General features: G+C 60.0%; 16 protein-coding genes. 11 read left to right on the top strand and 5 right to left on the bottom strand.

What is annotated here, in order from left to right; genetic code table 11:
• Window positions 1-88: 88 nt before the first annotated feature.
• The gene (locus tag GDN47_RS04745; protein WP_152092685.1) at window positions 89-1,351 is read left to right on the top strand and encodes an NAD(P)/FAD-dependent oxidoreductase; all 1,263 of its coding nucleotides are present in this window, start codon (window positions 89-91) and stop codon (window positions 1,349-1,351) included.
• Window positions 1,352-1,390: 39 nt separating this feature from the next.
• Here the strand turns inward: GDN47_RS04745 and GDN47_RS04750 are convergent, their stop codons facing one another.
• Window positions 1,391-2,434, bottom strand: a complete 1,044-nt coding sequence (locus GDN47_RS04750; protein WP_152092686.1) for an NAD(P)-dependent alcohol dehydrogenase — start codon at window positions 2,432-2,434, stop codon at window positions 1,391-1,393.
• Window positions 2,435-2,632: 198 nt separating this feature from the next.
• Here GDN47_RS04750 and GDN47_RS04755 point away from each other — a divergent pair, with 198 nt between their 5' ends.
• The 3 genes from GDN47_RS04755 to ilvC all read left to right on the top strand — a co-directional run bounded on the left by GDN47_RS04755 (window position 2,633) and on the right by ilvC (window position 5,456).
• Window positions 2,633-3,544 carry an AraC family transcriptional regulator gene (locus tag GDN47_RS04755; protein WP_145632666.1) on the top strand — a complete coding sequence of 304 codons (912 nt, stop codon included), beginning with the start codon at window positions 2,633-2,635 and terminating at the stop codon, window positions 3,542-3,544.
• Between the two features lie 199 nt (window positions 3,545-3,743).
• Window positions 3,744-4,394, top strand: coding sequence for a TetR/AcrR family transcriptional regulator C-terminal domain-containing protein (locus GDN47_RS04760; protein ID WP_069612824.1), 651 nt, complete (start codon window positions 3,744-3,746; stop codon window positions 4,392-4,394).
• Window positions 4,395-4,436: 42 nt separating this feature from the next.
• A complete protein-coding gene (gene ilvC, locus GDN47_RS04765) occupies window positions 4,437-5,456 on the top strand; it encodes a ketol-acid reductoisomerase (protein ID WP_069612460.1) in 1,020 nt (339 codons plus the stop codon).
• Window positions 5,457-5,505: 49 nt separating this feature from the next.
• On the opposite strand, the gene GDN47_RS04770 is transcribed toward ilvC, so the two are convergent.
• Genes GDN47_RS04770 through GDN47_RS04780 form a run of 3 tightly spaced genes read right to left on the bottom strand, consistent with a single transcriptional unit; the run spans window position 5,506 to window position 6,736 of the window.
• Entirely contained in the window at window positions 5,506-6,093 is a 588-nt protein-coding gene (locus GDN47_RS04770; protein WP_152092687.1) for a class I SAM-dependent methyltransferase, read from the bottom strand.
• 56 nt (window positions 6,094-6,149) lie between these two features.
• Window positions 6,150-6,527, bottom strand: a complete 378-nt coding sequence (locus GDN47_RS04775) for a type II toxin-antitoxin system VapC family toxin (RefSeq protein WP_113332984.1) — start codon at window positions 6,525-6,527, stop codon at window positions 6,150-6,152.
• On the bottom strand, window positions 6,527-6,736 hold the full coding sequence (locus tag GDN47_RS04780) for an AbrB/MazE/SpoVT family DNA-binding domain-containing protein (RefSeq protein ID WP_112721102.1): 210 nt from the start codon (window positions 6,734-6,736) through the stop codon (window positions 6,527-6,529). The genes GDN47_RS04775 and GDN47_RS04780 overlap by 1 nt, the downstream gene beginning before the upstream one ends.
• 219 nt (window positions 6,737-6,955) lie before the next feature.
• Here GDN47_RS04780 and GDN47_RS04785 point away from each other — a divergent pair, with 219 nt between their 5' ends.
• On the top strand, window positions 6,956-8,185 hold the full coding sequence (locus GDN47_RS04785) for an aminotransferase-like domain-containing protein (protein WP_113332985.1): 1,230 nt from the start codon (window positions 6,956-6,958) through the stop codon (window positions 8,183-8,185).
• A gap of 142 nt (window positions 8,186-8,327) precedes the next feature.
• Here the strand turns inward: GDN47_RS04785 and GDN47_RS04790 are convergent, their stop codons facing one another.
• Entirely contained in the window at window positions 8,328-9,386 is a 1,059-nt protein-coding gene (locus GDN47_RS04790) for an aldo/keto reductase (protein ID WP_152092688.1), read from the bottom strand.
• A 172-nt stretch (window positions 9,387-9,558) separates the two neighbouring features.
• Between GDN47_RS04790 and GDN47_RS04795 the strand changes: the two genes are divergently transcribed.
• The 6 genes from GDN47_RS04795 to GDN47_RS04820 all read left to right on the top strand — a co-directional run bounded on the left by GDN47_RS04795 (window position 9,559) and on the right by GDN47_RS04820 (window position 16,241).
• A complete protein-coding gene (locus GDN47_RS04795) occupies window positions 9,559-10,539 on the top strand; it encodes an ABC transporter substrate-binding protein (RefSeq protein WP_152092689.1) in 981 nt (326 codons plus the stop codon).
• A 17-nt stretch (window positions 10,540-10,556) separates the two neighbouring features.
• Complete coding sequence (locus GDN47_RS04800; protein ID WP_152092690.1) at window positions 10,557-12,251, top strand: ABC transporter permease; 1,695 nt, start codon at window positions 10,557-10,559, stop codon at window positions 12,249-12,251.
• A complete protein-coding gene (locus GDN47_RS04805; RefSeq protein WP_152092691.1) occupies window positions 12,239-13,270 on the top strand; it encodes an ABC transporter ATP-binding protein in 1,032 nt (343 codons plus the stop codon). Before GDN47_RS04800 ends, GDN47_RS04805 begins: the two co-directional genes overlap by 13 nt.
• Window positions 13,271-13,347: 77 nt before the next feature.
• On the top strand, window positions 13,348-14,343 hold the full coding sequence (locus GDN47_RS04810; RefSeq protein ID WP_152092692.1) for an isopenicillin N synthase family dioxygenase: 996 nt from the start codon (window positions 13,348-13,350) through the stop codon (window positions 14,341-14,343).
• 48 nt (window positions 14,344-14,391) lie between these two features.
• Window positions 14,392-15,507 carry an endonuclease/exonuclease/phosphatase family protein gene (locus tag GDN47_RS04815; protein ID WP_152092693.1) on the top strand — a complete coding sequence of 372 codons (1,116 nt, stop codon included), beginning with the start codon at window positions 14,392-14,394 and terminating at the stop codon, window positions 15,505-15,507.
• Window positions 15,504-16,241 carry an NUDIX hydrolase gene (locus GDN47_RS04820; RefSeq protein ID WP_145632699.1) on the top strand — a complete coding sequence of 246 codons (738 nt, stop codon included), beginning with the start codon at window positions 15,504-15,506 and terminating at the stop codon, window positions 16,239-16,241. Before GDN47_RS04815 ends, GDN47_RS04820 begins: the two co-directional genes overlap by 4 nt.
• Window positions 16,242-16,246: the final 5 nt, after the last annotated feature.

A 16,246-nucleotide genomic window follows, 5' to 3' on the forward strand; every position in this document is an offset into this window, starting at 1 on the left:
TGCAGAGGTGCCATGCATAAAAGACGGTTGCTGCATATCCTTCTCAACCCTACGTTTTCGAGCGGACTTAATCGCGAGGTGTTGCCATATGCAGGATCATCATGTCGTCGTGGTCGGAGGTGGCTTTGGCGGGGTACAGCTCGCCAACGATCTGAAGGGTGCCCCCGTCCGGATCACCATGATCGATCGGCGCAATCATCACCTCTTTCAGCCACTCCTCTATCAGGTCGCGACCACTCTGCTTGCGACTTCCGAGATCGCCTGGCCGATCCGCAACTTTTTCCGCGATCGGCCTGAAGTGACGACGCTGCTTGCCGAGGTCGTCGGCGTCGATAGCGCGGCGCATGAGGTGCTCCTGAAGAATGGCCAAAAGGTCCATTACGACACGCTGGTGCTGGCAACCGGCGCTACTCATGCCTATTTCGGCCATGACGAGTGGGAGCCGGTGGCGCCGGGATTGAAGACGCTGGAGGATGCGACCACCATCCGCCGGCGCCTGTTGCTGGCCTTCGAGCAGGCGGAAATGGAAAGCGACCCAGCTGCCCGCGAGGCGCTGTTGACCTTCGTGATCGTCGGCGCGGGTCCTACCGGCGTCGAGCTCGCCGGCATCATCTCCGAGCTGGCAAGGACGACACTGCCGAAGGAGTTCCGCAATATCGATACCCGCAAGGCGAAGATCATCCTTGTCGAGGCCGGCCCACGGGTGTTGCCCGCTTTCGCACAAGAGCTCTCCGACTATGCGCACAAGGAACTGGAACTGCTGGGTGTCGATGTTCGCTTCGGCAGACCCGTCACCTCATGCACCGCGGAGGGCGTGACGATCGGCGACGCATTCGTGCCATGCCGCACCATCGTCTGGGCGGCGGGCGTCGAGGCATCGCCGGCGGCAAAATGGCTTGGCATTCCAGCCGATCGTGCCGGCCGAGCCATTGTCGATAAGGATCTGAGGGCGCCAGGCAAAGACGATGTTTTCGTCATCGGCGATACGGCGGCCGTCATGCGGGACGATGGCAGTCCGGTGCCCGGGATCGCTCCAGCGGCAAAACAGCAAGGCGCTTATGTCGCCAAGGTCATCAAGGCAAAGCTTGCGGGCCGGCCAGCGCCGGGGCCATTTCACTATCGCCATCAAGGCAGCCTGGCGACGATCGGTAAAAGTGCCGCGATCATCGATTTCGGCTGGATCAAGCTTAAGGGCTGGCTCGCCTGGTGGGTCTGGGGCCTCGCCCATATCTATTTCCTGATCGGCGTGCGCTGGCGCATCGCTGTCGCCTGGAGCTGGCTGTGGATCTATATCAGCCGACAGCACAGTGCCCGGCTGATCACGCAGCGGGAAAGCATGCGCGAAGAATAAGGGAGGGCGGCGTCCGGATCGGACGCCGCCCTTTTCGGCTTATGCCAGCGAGGCGATGTCGATCACGAAGCGATAGCGGACATCGCTCTTCAGCACGCGCTCGTAAGCTTCGTTGATGTCCTGGATGCTGATCTTCTCGATTTCCGAAACGATATTGTGCTCGCCGCAGAAGTCGAGCATTTCCTGAGTTTCCTTGATCGAGCCGATCATGGAGCCGGAAAGGCTGCGGCGGCCCGGAATGAGCGAGAAGGCATGAACCGGAACGGCATGTTCGGGAACGCCGAGCAACACCATGCTGCCGTCATACTTCAACAGGTTGAGATATGCGTTCCAGTCGATGGCGGTTCCGACCGTATTGAGGATAAGGTCGAAGCTGCCGGCGAGCTTGGTGAAGGTCTCGGCATCGCTGGTCGCATAATAATGGTCGGCGCCGAGCTTGAGGCCATCTTCCTTCTTCGACAGCGTCTGGCTCAAGACGGTCACGTCGGCGCCCATGGCGTGCGCCAGCTTGACGCCCATATGGCCGAGGCCGCCCATGCCGACGATAGCGACCTTCTTGCCCGGTCCGGCTTTCCAGTGGCGCAGCGGCGAATAGAGCGTAATGCCGGCGCACAGCAGCGGAGCACCTGCGTCGAGCGGAATGTTGTCGGGGAAGGAGAGGACATAGCCTTCCTTGACGACGATCGAGTCGGAATAGCCGCCGTAAGTCGGTGTCTCGCCGTCCGCTTCGACGTCGTTGTAGGTCTGAACGAGGCCCGGCATGTAATGCTCGTAGTCCGGGTCGCGCGTGGCGCAGGTCGTGCAGGAATCGACGAAGCAGCCGACGCCGACGCGATCGCCGACCTTGAACTTCGTTACCTTGGAGCCGACGGCGGTCACGATGCCGGCGACTTCATGGCCGGGAACCATCGGATATTTCGAGAAACCCCATTCGTTGCGGGCCTGGTGGATGTCGGAGTGGCAGACACCGCAATATCGAACGGAGATGACGACGTCGTCCTCGTTCGGATCGCGGCGTTCGAAGGTGAAGGGGGTGAGCGGTTTGGACGCGTCGGTCGCGGCATAACCCTTTGCGATAGGCATGGGGAGTTCCTTGATTTTGGAGAGGGTGGGAGTGGAATTGAGATGCTGGACTATGCACCGAGATCGGGCATCGGCGTTAGAGCGATCCTGCAAGCTTTATGTACGATCCTGCGAATCTAAATGCGCGGTGCATCTTTCGCGATCGAACGGTGTTACCTAGATAGGTATCGATATCTGCTCGAAAACAGTTGGTTGCGCATGACATTGCCTTTCAATCCCAATCAGGAACTCGCATCGATCGTTGCACGTTTCGCTCCGGGGGACGGCGAACACCGCACGCCGATAGGCAGTCTTAATCTCTATCGGCAGTCGGCCGCGACCGTGTGGCAGCATGGGGCTTACCGGCCCTGTTTTGCAATCGTGGTCCAGGGACGCAAGCATCTGACAATCGGCGCCGAGACCTACAGTTACGGAGTCGGCGAGTATATTTTGACTGCGCTCGACCTGCCTGTATCGACGCAGGTCACCAATGTCGGCAGCGATACGCCTTATCTTTGCTTCGGCATGGCGCTCGACAGCGAACGCTTGAAGGAGCTGCTGTCGCGCGTCAGCATTCCGCGTCAGGCACTGACTGCCGAGCCTGTGCGCGGAATTGCGGTCAATGCCGCCTCGCCGGAACTGCTCGATGCCTCGCTGCGCCTGCTTCGATTGCTTGATCGGCCCGAAGATATTCCGGCCATGGCGCCTTTGATCGAGCAGGAAATCCTCTATCGCCTGCTGATCGGCCCGAACGGACCTCGTTTGCTGCAGATAGCCATGGCAGAAAGCCAGACCAACCGAGTGGCGCGTGCCGTCGCGTGGCTCCGCAACAACTATACACAGCCGTTGCGCATCGAAGAGCTCGCCGAGCGTGTCGGCATGAGCGTTTCCTCGCTGCATCACCATTTCAAGACCGTTACGGCCCTCTCGCCGATGCAGTATCAAAAGCAGCTTCGGCTGCATGAGGCGCGGCGGCTGATGATCGTCGAACAGCTCGACGTCGGATCGGCCGGCCACCGCGTCGGCTATCAGAGTCCCTCGCAGTTCAGCCGGGAATATAGCCGCCTTTACGGCCTGCCGCCGCTGAAGGATGTCGAGGCCATGCGCAATAGCGTTGTCGCGGCCGAGTAGGTGATGTTTCCGACCAATCATTTGCGTCAAGTTCTCTTGATCGACTGGCCGGCTCGTGGCAACCGCTACCGTTTAGCAACCTGACAAGCACTCTCTTTTTAACGCAGTGCAGCAACGAATTCCGCTTGACGATTGCATCGGTGTCCTGCATAAAGCGCCACGAACCGTACCGTACGGTACGCATTTGGGAGTGGCCATCGTGCTGAGCGAAGTAGGACAGTCGAGCGAGTTTTCGCCGCGCCAGAACGCGGTTCTGGAACAGGCGCTGCGTCTGCTCGTCGACGGCGGCGAGAAGGCGCTGACGACCTCGGGTGTCGCGCGCGCCGCCAATTGCTCCAAGGAAAGTTTGTATAAGTGGTTTGGTGACCGCGACGGCCTGCTGTCTGCGATGATCACCTACCAGGCCAGCAAGGTTCGCACCTTCGAGCGCAATGGCGAACGGCTGAATACGGCAAGTCTGCATGACCATCTCGTCATTTTCGCCCGCGATCTGCTCGAGGTTCTGGCCGGCGACGTTTCACTTGCGTTGAACCGTCTGGCGATCGGCCAGTCGAACCGCGATGGCTCGAAGCTCGGCAAGCTGCTCCTGGAGCGCGGACGCCGGCAGATCGACCGCCGCGCCATCGGTCTCATCGATGCCGGCAAGCGGGCAGGGCTGCTACGCTTTACCGATGCAGACGAGGCATATCATACGCTTTATGGGCTCATCGTCTCCGATTTGCATGTGCGCATGCTGCTCGGTGAGCCCGGTTTGAAGGATACGAGCCGTCAGGCTGAGAAAGCGGTCACCGCTTTCCTCCGGCTTTACGGCACGGAAAAGGTATTGGCGGAAGCGGCAGCGACCGTCTGAGACTTAGAAGTTTACCCAGACAAGCAAAGGGAAGGACAAACAATGCGCGTCTATTACGATCGTGATGCCGATCTCAACCTCATCAAGTCGAAGAAGGTCGCCGTCATCGGCTATGGTTCTCAGGGCCGCGCGCACGCGCTGAACCTGAAGGACAGCGGCGCACAGAACGTTGTGATCGCGCTCAAGGCCGGTTCCCCGACCGTCAAGAAGGCCGAGGCCGACGGCTTCAAGGTCATGACCGTTGCCGAAGCTGCCGCCTGGGCCGACCTGATGATGATGGCGACCCCGGACGAGCTGCAGGCCGACATCTACAAGTCCGAAATCGCTCCGAACATCCGTGACGGCGCTGCGATCGCTTTCGCCCATGGTCTCAACGTTCACTTCGGCCTCATTGAGCCGAAGGCTTCGGTCGACGTCGTCATGATCGCTCCGAAGGGCCCGGGCCACACGGTTCGCGGCGAATACCAGAAGGGCGGCGGCGTTCCCTGCCTCGTTGCCGTTCACCAGAACGCTTCCGGCAACGCCCTTGAACTCGCGCTTTCCTACGCCTGCGGCGTCGGTGGCGGCCGTTCGGGCATCATCGAAACCAACTTCCGCGAAGAGTGCGAAACCGACCTCTTCGGCGAACAGGTCGTTCTCTGCGGCGGTCTCGTCGAGCTCATCCGCGCCGGCTTCGAAACGCTGGTTGAAGCTGGCTACGCTCCGGAAATGGCCTATTTCGAGTGCCTGCACGAAGTGAAGCTGATCGTCGACCTGATCTATGAAGGCGGCATCGCCAACATGAACTACTCGATCTCGAACACGGCCGAGTGGGGCGAATACGTCACCGGTCCGCGCATTATCACCGAAGAGACCAAGGCTGAGATGAAGCGCGTCCTCAAGGACATCCAGACCGGCAAGTTCACCTCCGAGTGGATGCAGGAATACCGCTCGGGCGCTGCCCGCTTCAAGGGTATCCGCCGCAACAACGACAGCCACCAGATCGAGGAAGTCGGCGCCAAGCTGCGCGGCATGATGCCCTGGATCGGCAAGAACAAGCTGGTCGACAAGTCGGTCAACTAAGCTTTCGGCATTGCCGGAATGGAGGGCCGGGGCGAAAGTTCCGGCCTTTCTACTTATGGGCTGCGACGTAGAGCCATCTTGTCGGCTTGCCGTCGAAGCCGCCACCATCGGCTTCGGTCATGGTGATGTCCTTCCATCCTCCGACGCTCAGCATATCCCGAAGCCATGAGGCCGACGGATAGTTGTAATAGCGTCCGAACTTGTCGTGCCCCTCTGTTTCACCCAGCTTGAAGCTGGCGTGGAAGATGCCGCTCGTTTTCAGGGCGCACAAAATGCGATCGAAGATATCCGGCAGGGCGGATCGAGGAACATGCAAAAGGCTGGCCTCCGCCCATATGCCGTCGAAGATTTCTGTGGCATCCAAGTCTTCGAAACGCATGACTCGAACGGGCCTGCGAAGACGCTTTTCCGCCTCTCTCGCAAGCTCTGCTGAACCGTCTGTGGGCGTAACATCGAAGCCGCGCGAGAGCATATAGGCGGCATCCTGGCCAGCGCCGCAACCCAGTTCGAGAATGGCTGCGCCCGTCGGCAGGGCGGCCAGAAAGGCATCCAGCCTCTGGCGCGGCAGCCTGCGTTCACGCGCTGCGTAGACGGCGGCGTTGTCGGTATAGAAGGACGATGTCGGATCGGTGCTCATGCCTGGTTGGCGCCTTTTTCGAGATGTATCGCGTTTAAGCGGAAAAGGACAAATATCTATTGTGCTTTGCCAAAATAGACCACGCGATCCAGGTCCTTGAAATGGGCGTCCAGCGTCAGAATGTCGGCGTCGTGCAGTTCGGCCGTGGCGTAGATGATTGCGTCGGCGAGTGCGAGTTTGTGTTTCGCCGAGACTTCGGCAGCGCGACGGGCGAGGGCGGTATCGAGGGGAGCTATGATGCAGGTGGCGGTATAGGCGAAAAAGGAATCGACTGCGTCCTCGCCGCGCTCGCGCTCCAGCCATTTGGTGAGTTCGAGCTGGACGATGGTGGGGACGATGCATTCGGTTCGCGCAGGTATTTCGCCCTGGAGCCGATCTGCAGCCGGACCTTGGGTTAGCCATTCGATCCACGCCGAGCTATCAACGACGCGCATTAGAACCGGTCTTTCCGGTCGCGGTAATTGCCGGGGTTGGCACCCTTCGCCATGCCCTTAAGGTCGGCAAGTTCGGGTACGGGGATAAGCAGCACGCCCTTGCCCTTGGGAATGAAGATGAACTCCTGACCCGCAGTCCAGTGCTGCTGGTCGCGAACTTCTTTCGGGATCGATATCTGAAATTTCGAGGAGAGGGTTGCTGTGGCCATTCTTACGTTTTTCCGATCGATGGATTGAGCGTAAGAATAGCACCTAGAGAGAGAAATGTGTAGGTCATTTCAGACGCGATCTAGCATCGATGACCGGCAAGGCTGCGATCGTTTCGAGAGTTGTTTGTCACCGTCACAAACAAAATAGGTCAGCATTATTGACTTATCTTTTGTTGCGTGATCTTGTGTCAGAAAGATCAAAAATTACGAGGAAGCCCCATGTTGAATTGGGAAAATATCTTTGCGACGCGCTCGAGCCGTATGCGCGCCTCCGAAATCCGCGAGCTGCTGAAACTCTTGGAGCGGCCGGATATCATCTCTTTTGCCGGCGGCATTCCCGATCCAGCATTGTTTCCGGATGCCGAATTCAAGCAGGCCTATGCCGATATCTTTTCCGGCCCGACTGTGAATGCAGCGCTGCAATATTCGGTCAGCGAAGGCTACAAGCCGCTGCGCGAATGGCTTGTCGGCCAGATGGGCGCGCTCGGCATTCCCTGCGAGCTCGAAAACGTCTTCATCGTTTCCGGCTCGCAGCAGGGTCTCGATTATCTCGGCAAGCTCTTCCTGTCGCCGAAGGATACGGCGCTGGTGACAGCGCCGACCTATCTCGGCGCGCTGCAGGCCTTCAATGCCTATGAGCCGACCTACGACCAGCTGACGCCGAATGGCAATCGCACGCCGGATTCCTATCGCGCCGCGGCTTCCCAGGCCGGCGGTAGGGTGAAGTTCGCCTATCTCTCGGCCGATTTTGCCAACCCGACGGGCGAGACGGTCGATCTCTCCGGTCGCGAGAAGCTGCTCGATCTCGCCGAAGAACTCGATATCGCCGTCATCGAAGACGCTGCCTATCAGTCGCTGCGCTATGACGGCGAGCCGGTTGCGCCGATCCTGGCCCTGGAAATCGCGCGCAAGGGCAGCATCAACGACACGCGCACGATCTATTGCGGCAGCTTCTCGAAGACGCTGGCGCCCGGCCTTCGCGTCGGCTTCATCGTCGCCAATGCGCCCGTCATCCGCAAGCTGGTGCTGATGAAGCAGGCGGCAGACCTTCATTCATCGACCATCAACCAGATCGCCATCCACCAGGTCGCCGAGCGTGGGTTCGAAGCGCAGGTCGCCAAGATCCGCAAGGCCTATAGCCATCGCCGCGACTGCATGTTGGCCGCGCTTGCGAAATACATGCCTGATGGTACGAGCTGGACGAAGCCGCAAGGCGGCATGTTCGTCTGGATCACCCTGCCGAAGGGTATGGACGGCGCCAAGCTGCTTGCACGGTCTCTCGAAACGGCGAAGGTCGCCTTCGTGCCCGGTCAGGCCTTCTTTGCCGACGGTAGCGGCGCGAATACCTTCCGCGTCAGCTTCTCCTGCGCCAATGACGAGATGATCGAAGAGGGCATCTCGCGGCTTGGCAAGCTGATTGCGGGCGAGATCGGAGCAATGGCGGCGTAGTTTTACCTTCTCCCCTCGGGGAGAAGGTGGCCCAAAGGGTCGGATGAGGGGGCCAATTGCCGTGCCCCCTGAGTCTTCGTAACCTCGGTATCCCCCTCATCCGCCTGTCGGCACCTTCTTCCCCGAGGGGAGAAGGGGTTCGTCACTTCGCCAGATGCGGGCCGATCAGAGCCAGATCGGCCTCGCTCAGCCGATCGCTGGCGGTATTGCGCTGGTGCCAATAGGGATACATCAGCGGCTGCAGACTGACGTCGTCGAGCCGCTTGCGTTCCTCGTCCGTCAGCTTCAGCTCGGCACTCGCAAGATTGTCCTTGAACTGGGCTTTGGTGCGGCCGCCGATGATGACCGAGGTCACGCCCTTGCGGCCGATGAGCCAGGCAAGCGCCACCTGAGCGGCCGAAACGCCGCGACTGTCAGCTATCTCGACAAGCGTATCGACGATATTCCACAGGCGGTTTTCATCGCGGATCGGTGGTTCCGTCCAACCGGCGAACTGGCGCGTGCCTTCCGGCGTTGCCTGGTTGCGGCGATGCTTGCCCGAGAGCAGGCCGCCGGCAATCGGGCTCCAGACGAGAATGCCGAGGCCCTGGTCGATACTGATGGGCACCAGCTCGTTTTCCGCGTCGCGTGCTTCGAGCGTGTAATGGATCTGCTGGCTGACGAAGCGTTCGCGCTTGTCGCGCTCGCTGACGCCGAGTGCCTTCATGATGTGCCAGCCGGAAAAGTTCGAGCAGCCGGTGTAGCGGACCTTCCCCTGGCGAATCAGGGTGTCGAGCGCTTCCATCGTCTCTTCCAGCGGCGTCTGTCCGTCCCACTCATGCAGCTGGTAGAGATCGATCACATCGGTCTTCATGCGCTTCAGGCTTGCCTCGCAAGCCTGGATAAGATGCTGGCGGGATGAGCCGACATCGTTGACGCCCGGCCCCATTGGGAAGCGCGCCTTGGTGGCGATGAGCACGCCGTTTTTGCGCGGGGCGCCGATGATCTCGCCGAGAATTTCTTCCGATGCGCCTTGCGAGTAGACGTCGGCCGTATCGAGCAGATTGACGCCGGCATCCACACACATGTCGACGAGCTTCTTTGCTTCCTTGACGCCAAGATCGCCAACAGTTTTCGCCCAGCCGACGCCGCCGAAAGTCATGGTGCCCATGGTGATGGTGGAAACTTTAAGGCCGGAGCGGCCAAGCAGGCGATATTCCATAGATCTGTCCTCCTCGATCCCGTCTGAAATACGTACGTCAAGAAATAGCGCCGGATGCCGATGGTCAAGATTCAATCATCATACGAACGGCAATCTATTCAAATTCAACTGTCACAATCATGTTAAGCCCTGCGTCTAGACAACCTCCTAGAACCTAGTCGAGGACGTTTTCATGAAGACCTTTGTTTCCGCCTTTGCCGGCCTGTTGGCCATTGCCCTTTTCTCCGGCACCGCAAACGCTGCCGATCTCGTCCTCTATACCAGCCAGCCGAATGCCGATGCGCAGGCGACCGTCGATGGCTTCATGGCCGCCAATCCTGGCATCAAGGTCGATTGGGTGCGCGACGGCACGCCGCAGATCATCGCCAAACTGCAGGCCGAAATGCAGGCCGGCGCTCCGGTTGCCGATGTTCTGCTGATCGCCGATACGGTGACCCTGGAGCGCCTGAAGGAAGCCGGCACACTGCTCGCCTACAAGTCACCGGAAGCCAAGAACTACGATGCCTCGCTCTATGACGCCGATGGTTATTACTACTCCACCAAGCTGATCACGACCGGCATCGTCTATAACACCGCGGCCGCAATGAAGCCGGCAAGCTGGCAGGATCTGGTGAAGCCCGAAGCAAAAGGCTTGGTCGCCATGCCGAGCCCGCTTGCCTCGGGCGCCGCTCTCATCCACGCACAGACGCTTGCCGGCGTCAGCAGCCTCGGTTGGGATTACTACAAGAACCTGGCCGATAACGGTGCGATCGCCTCGGGCGGCAATGGTGCCGTGCTCAAGTCAGTTGCTTCTGGCGAGAAGGCCTATGGCATGATCGTCGACTACATGCCGATCCGTGAAAAGGCCAAGGGCGCTCCGCTGGAGTTCGTTTTCCCGAAGGAAGGCGTTTCGGCCGTCACCGAGCCGGTCGGCATTCTTGCCAGCACGCAGCACGCCGATGCCGCCAAGAAGTTCGTCGATTACGTCCTTTCCGAAAAGGGCCAGGAAGGCTTCCTGAAGCTCGGCTACATCCCGGCCCGCAATGGCACGCCGCTGCCGGAAGGTTTTCCGGCACGTGACAGCATCAAGGTTTTGCCGTTGAATGCAGCCGATGCTCTCAAGAACACGGATCAGGACCTGAAGACCTTCTCCACCTACTTCAAGTCGAAGTAATCCGGCCCGGATCTGGAATGTACTCATATGTGCGTCGAGGAAACAGCCAGCCGGCCTGGCTGTTTCCTTTTGTTGTTGCCGTCGTGCTTTTGCTCAGCGTCCTGCCGCTGGCGCGGCTGGCGTTCGTCGGCATCGAGGCGCTGCTCAAAGGCGGCACCTATGAGCTCATCACCGATCCAGCTCTTTGGCGCTCGGTCTGGTACACGATCGAAACGGCCGTGCTCGGCACCATCGTTTCCGTAGTCCTTGGGTGCCTCTTCGCATTCCTGCTGACATTGACCGATCTTTCGGGTCGGGAACTGCTCGGCTTCCTCTTCGTTCTGCCGATGATGATACCGCCGCAGGTGACGGCGCTTGCCTGGGTGCAGATGTCCGGGCCGTCGAGCCCCTTGTTGAAGGCGCTACACATCGCGCCGCCGCTCGGCTCGCCGCAGCCGCTCTATTCCGTTAGCGGTATTGCGCTTCTCTACGGCGTTCAGCATGCGCCGCTCGTCTATCTCGCCCTGCGCGCCGGCCTGATGGCGCTGCCGCGCGATGGCGTCGAGGCTGCAAGGATTTCTGGGGCCTCCGGTCTGCGCGTCTTCCGCGATATCATTCTGCCCTTGTCTCTGCCCGGCGTCATTGCCGGAGCTGCGATCGCCTTCGTCTCCTCGATCGGCAATTTCGGCATTCCCGCGATTCTCGGCATTCCTGCCTCGATCTATACGCTCTCGACGCTGATCTTCACCAAATTTTCCAGTTTCGGGCCGAGGACATTCGGCGATATCGCCGTGCTGTCGACGATGATCGCCGTCATCGCCGTTGCCGGGCTTGCCGTGCAGGGCAGGGCCTTGAAGGGGCGTGATTACCGCATCATCGGCATTTCCGGTGCGACGGCTGCCTTTTCGCTTGGCCGCTGGCGCTATCTTGCCTTGCCGGTGCTCTGCGCCATTCTGTTCGTCATGCTCGTTGCACCCTTCCTGGCGCTGGTCGCAGGCGCGCTGGTGCCGGCCTATGGCGTGCCGCTTACCTTCAAGACGGCATCGCTCAACGCCTTCACGGAAATTCTGTTTCGGCAGAGCATAACGCGGACTGCCTTTTCCAATTCGCTGTTCCTCGCGGGCATGACAGCTTTTGGTCTCCTGCTGGTGACAGTGCTCACCGCCTATACACTGACGCGGCGCAAGGACGTGCTCAGCCGCATCGTTGGCGGCATGATCGAGATCCCCTATGCGCTTCCAGGCATCATCATCGCGGTCTGCTTTATTCTGGTGTTTGCCGCCCCTCTGCCGATCCTCAACATCACGCTTTATGGGACGATCTGGATCATCCTGCTTGCCTACTTCTCCGCCTATTTCGCCGTCAGCCTGAAGCCGGTCATGAGCGCCTTCCTGCAGCTCGATCCGGCGTTGGAAGAGGCAGCGCGGCTTTCAGGGGCGGGATTCTTCCGACGTTTGACCGATATCATCGTGCCGCTGATCGCGCCGGCGGCGGGTGCCTCGGTGATCCTCGTCTTCCTCATTGCCTGCAACGAGCTGACCGTTTCGGCGCTCTTGTGGTCCGCCGGCACGCAGACGCTCGGTGTCGTCATCTACAATCTCGACGACGGCGGCAGCGCTGATCTTGCCTCGGCCATGTCGGTCATCGTCATCGCCATGGTCGTCGTCATGATGGTGCTTCTCGAAATCATGGCCAAGCGCCTGCCGAAGGGAGTGGTGCCTTGGCGAAGCTGATCCTCAATCACGTCAGCAAGGATTTCGGCACGGGCGGGCGCGCTGCCGTCAATGCCTTGTCGCTCGATGTTCGCGAAGGCGGTTTCCTGGCGCTGCTCGGCCCTTCCGGCTGCGGCAAGACGACCGTACTCAGGATGATCGCCGGCTTCGAGCAGCCGACCGATGGCTCCATCCATCTCGGGGAGTGGCTGCTGGCGGATGCGGCGAGTATGCTGCCGCCAGAGCGGCGCAACATGGCGATGGTGTTCCAGTCCTACGCGCTCTGGCCGCATATGAACGTATCAGACAATGTTGGTTATCCGCTGAAGGTGCGCGGCATTTCCGGCAAGCGCTACCGTGAGAAGGTGGGCGAGGCCTTGGCGACGGTGCGTCTTGGCGATTATGCCGAACGTCGTCCCGCCGATCTTTCCGGTGGTCAGCGCCAGCGCGTGGCGCTTGCTCGCTGCCTGGTGACATCGCCCGATGTTGTGCTGCTCGACGAGCCGCTTGCCAATCTCGACCGTCACCTGAAGAAGGAGATGGAGGAGACCTTTCGCGAGTTTCACCAGCGCTCCGGTGCCACCATGGTCTATGTCACGCACGACCAGAGCGAAGCGATGGCGCTTGCGACCGATGTCGCCGTCATGTCCGAAGGGCGCCTCCTGCAGGTGGCGCCGCCGGCGGAGATCTATGCATGCCCCGAAGGCAAGATGGTCGGCGGATTGGTCGGGCAGGGCGCCATTCTGTCGCTCGCGTTTCCCGATGGCGGTCTGCGCCGTATCGATTGGCCGTCCTTCCGAGGCCTGTGGGAGAATCGGGCAGGCGACTCGGCCAGTGCGGATATTCTCGTGCGGCCTGAAGACGTGGTTGTCGACGGGGAGGGCATTTCATGCCGAGTCGTTTCCGTTCTCTATGAGGGCGAGCGTTATGCGCTAAGATTGTCTATGCCGGATGGACAGGTGCTGCGTGCCTATAGCCGCGAGCCTGTCACCGCTGGCGACGACTACCGGGTTGCCATCCGCTCGGCTTGGCGGCTTTGATCGGGCAAGGGACAAGATGGTTGTTCCCTGCCTCCTCCTATGCTTGATTTGCTCGACGTCACGAAAGGGAGTCGCGCATGTCCGATCATAGCTTTCCGATTTTCGACCTCGGCGCTTTCGAAGCAGCCGGTCACGACGAGAAAAAGCGGCTCGGCGCGGAGGTGGATCGGATATGCCGCTCGACCGGCTTTCTGGCAATTGCCAATCACGGCGTTGCGGATGCCGTCATCGCAGAGGTCTGGAAGAAAACGCAGTCCTTCTTCGATCTGCCGCCCGAAACGAAGCAGCGCGCCAAGACGCTCTATCCCGGCTACCCTTACGGCTATCTCGGGCCGGGCACCGAAGCGCTGGCAAAATCGCGTAATGTCGACACACCGCCGGACCTGAAGGAGAGCTTTAATGGAGGTCCGCTTTCCATTCCCGCAGGCATGACCGATCCGGAAGCGCTCGGCTTCTGCTATGCCGCTACCATCTGGCCGGAGGCGCCAGAAGGGTTCGTGGAGGCTTGGAAGGCTTATTATCGGGCGATGGAGGATCTGGCGGCGCGCATCATGCGCGTGTTCGCGACGGCGCTCGGCCTCGATGAACACTTCTTCGATCCGCACGTCGATGCGCCGATCAGTGCGCTGAGGGCGTTGAACTATCCCGAGCAGGATGTGCCGCCGCAGCCGGGCCAGCTTCGCGCCGGCGCGCATACCGATTACGGCAGCCTGACGATCCTCCTGCCGCAACCCGGCTCGAAAGGGCTCGAGATCATCGCTCCTGATGGCAACTGGACGCCGGTGCCGCCGGTGGAGGGTGCTTTCGTCATCAACATCGGCGACCTGATGGCGCTCTGGACCAACGATCGCTGGGTCTCGACCGTGCATCGCGTCGTCAATCCGCCGCCGGAGGAGGGCGGCATGCAGCGGCGGCAATCCCTTGCCTTCTTTCATCAGCCGAACTGGTTTGCCGAGATCGCCTGCCTGCCGTCATGCCTCAAGGAAGGCGAGGAGCCGAAATATGCGCCTGTTCTGTCCGGACCGTATCTGATGGGTAAGTTCAAATCGACTGTAACAGCCAAAGCTGGATGATGTGAGTATAATAAGCCGGCTCATATTCTTCTTAAATCGGAATGCTTCATGTCCCTTCGCCTTGCGACCTTCAATGTCGAAAACCTTCTGACCCGTTTTGATTACACTGGTTTTCGCAACCAGTTGCGCCAGGATCGCGTGTTGCAGCTCTTCGATGTTCGCAATGAAGAGGTCTATCAGCAGCTGGAGGCAGCCCGGGTGGTTGCCGCCACCGATGACACAAGGCAGATGACGGCGCTTGCGATCGCGGATGCTGATGCCGACATCATCTGCCTGCAGGAGGTCGACAACATGGCGGCGCTGCAGGCTTTCGAATATGGTTATCTCTACCGCATGGTCGGCAACGGCTATCGTCAGAAATTCCTGATCGAAGGCAACGACAGTCGCGGCATCGATGTTGCCGTCATGATGCGCGAGGAGACGCACGACGGCCAGCCGATCGTCCTGAATGATATCAAGAGTCACGCCATGGTGACCTATGGCAATTTCGGCCTTTTCAATGACGAGCTTGCGGAGCTCGGCCTTCATTCGGAGGACAAGATCTTCAAGCGCGATTGCCTGGAGCTGCATCTCCATATCGGTGGCGTACCGTTCTCGCTCTACGTCATCCATCTGAAATCGATGGGACCGGCGCGTGAAGGCCTGGATGGACGTCATGCGACCATGCCGATCCGCCGGGCGGAGACCATGGCGGTTCGCCGCATCATCGAAGATCGTTTCGGGGTCGGCAACACGGCGACGAAGACTTTCGCCATCTGCGGCGATATGAACGACTATCAGGAATGGGTTGATGTCATCGGCACGCGCCGCACCGGCTATCGCTTCGAACCGCGCGGCGAGGAGAAGGGGAGCGCACTCGATGTCTTCAGCCATGATGGTTTCGCCGAAAACGTCATGCAGCGGCGCGACGAACTTGACCGCTGGACGCTTTACCACGCCCGCGGACCACAGGAGCAGCGCCTTTGCCAGCTCGATTATATCTGGCTCTCTCCGGCTCTGGCGCGGGCCAATGCGACGCGCATGCCCGATATCATCCGTTCGGGCCAGCCTTTCCGTACGATTTTTCCACCGGGGCAGGAGGTGGAGCGCTATCCGCGCGTCGGCTGGGACAGGCCGAAGGCCTCCGACCATTGCCCCGTCGTCATGACATTGGATTTGATATGACCCTCTCAGAACAGAAGGACATGGCCGGCTGGCCGCCGGAAAGCACCGTGTTCCCCGTCTCCAGCATCGACCTTACGGTGTTTCGCGGCGAACATCCGTTTCACATGCACGCGCAAGAGGCGGCGCGGGAAAATTGGGCAAGGGAAATTGCCGCCAATCCATCACTCTATGACGGTCGCATGATCTTGCAGCACAGGCTGTCGCTTACAGGCGGTGCAGTGAAGGGGGAGGCCTATGTAGCACCCTTCTCGACATTTCTCTTTTGGCGAAAGCAGCGGCAGCCGGGAGCGTTTCACCTTTTTGCCTTTCCCGTCATCGTATCGTCGGATGGAGCGATCATCGCGATACGCATGGCCGCCCATACCGCAAATCCCGGTCAGGTCTATTGTGCCTCCGGATCGATGGATGAGAACGATATCGTCGACGGGCGTGCCGATGTCGAAGGCAATATGCGGCGCGAGGTGTTGGAGGAGACTGGTCTCGATCTAAATGATGCCGCGCCGGTATCCGGATATCACGCAATGCATATAAGGCGTTCGATCACGCTTCTTCGAGTCTTCCGTTTTCCATGGACGGCCGAGGACATGCTTCGGCGGATCGAGGCGCATATGCTCGTTTCCGAAGAGGACGAGGTCGATGGCGTGGTCGCTATTCGATCGGCCGACCCAACGGCGCATCCCTACAATATTGCGATGCTTCCTATTCTCGCCTGGTTCTTCGGCAGCGACAAATAGCTTGG

The organism is Martinezella dioscoreae, from assembly GCF_009176305.1.
GTDB lineage: Bacteria > Pseudomonadota > Alphaproteobacteria > Rhizobiales > Rhizobiaceae > Rhizobium > Rhizobium dioscoreae.

Bases quoted from the DNA above. Each gene is read 5' to 3' on its own strand.
- GDN47_RS04770 (WP_152092687.1), bottom strand. From the start codon at position 6,093: ATGAGCACCGATCCGACATCGTCCTTCTATACCGACAACGCCGCCGTC.
- GDN47_RS04790 (WP_152092688.1), bottom strand. From the start codon at position 9,386: ATGGAATATCGCCTGCTTGGCCGCTCCGGCCTTAAAGTTTCCACCATC.
- GDN47_RS04820 (WP_145632699.1), top strand. From the start codon at position 15,504: ATGACCCTCTCAGAACAGAAGGACATGGCCGGCTGGCCGCCGGAAAGC.
- GDN47_RS04780 (WP_112721102.1), bottom strand. From the start codon at position 6,736: ATGGCCACAGCAACCCTCTCCTCGAAATTTCAGATATCGATCCCGAAA.
- GDN47_RS04775 (WP_113332984.1), bottom strand. From the start codon at position 6,527: ATGCGCGTCGTTGATAGCTCGGCGTGGATCGAATGGCTAACCCAAGGT.
- GDN47_RS04795 (WP_152092689.1), top strand. From the start codon at position 9,559: ATGAAGACCTTTGTTTCCGCCTTTGCCGGCCTGTTGGCCATTGCCCTT.
- GDN47_RS04810 (WP_152092692.1), top strand. From the start codon at position 13,348: ATGTCCGATCATAGCTTTCCGATTTTCGACCTCGGCGCTTTCGAAGCA.
- GDN47_RS04785 (WP_113332985.1), top strand. From the start codon at position 6,956: ATGTTGAATTGGGAAAATATCTTTGCGACGCGCTCGAGCCGTATGCGC.
- GDN47_RS04815 (WP_152092693.1), top strand. From the start codon at position 14,392: ATGTCCCTTCGCCTTGCGACCTTCAATGTCGAAAACCTTCTGACCCGT.
- GDN47_RS04745 (WP_152092685.1), top strand. From the start codon at position 89: ATGCAGGATCATCATGTCGTCGTGGTCGGAGGTGGCTTTGGCGGGGTA.
- GDN47_RS04755 (WP_145632666.1), top strand. From the start codon at position 2,633: ATGACATTGCCTTTCAATCCCAATCAGGAACTCGCATCGATCGTTGCA.
- GDN47_RS04750 (WP_152092686.1), bottom strand. From the start codon at position 2,434: ATGCCTATCGCAAAGGGTTATGCCGCGACCGACGCGTCCAAACCGCTC.
- ilvC (WP_069612460.1), top strand. From the start codon at position 4,437: ATGCGCGTCTATTACGATCGTGATGCCGATCTCAACCTCATCAAGTCG.
- GDN47_RS04800 (WP_152092690.1), top strand. From the start codon at position 10,557: ATGTACTCATATGTGCGTCGAGGAAACAGCCAGCCGGCCTGGCTGTTT.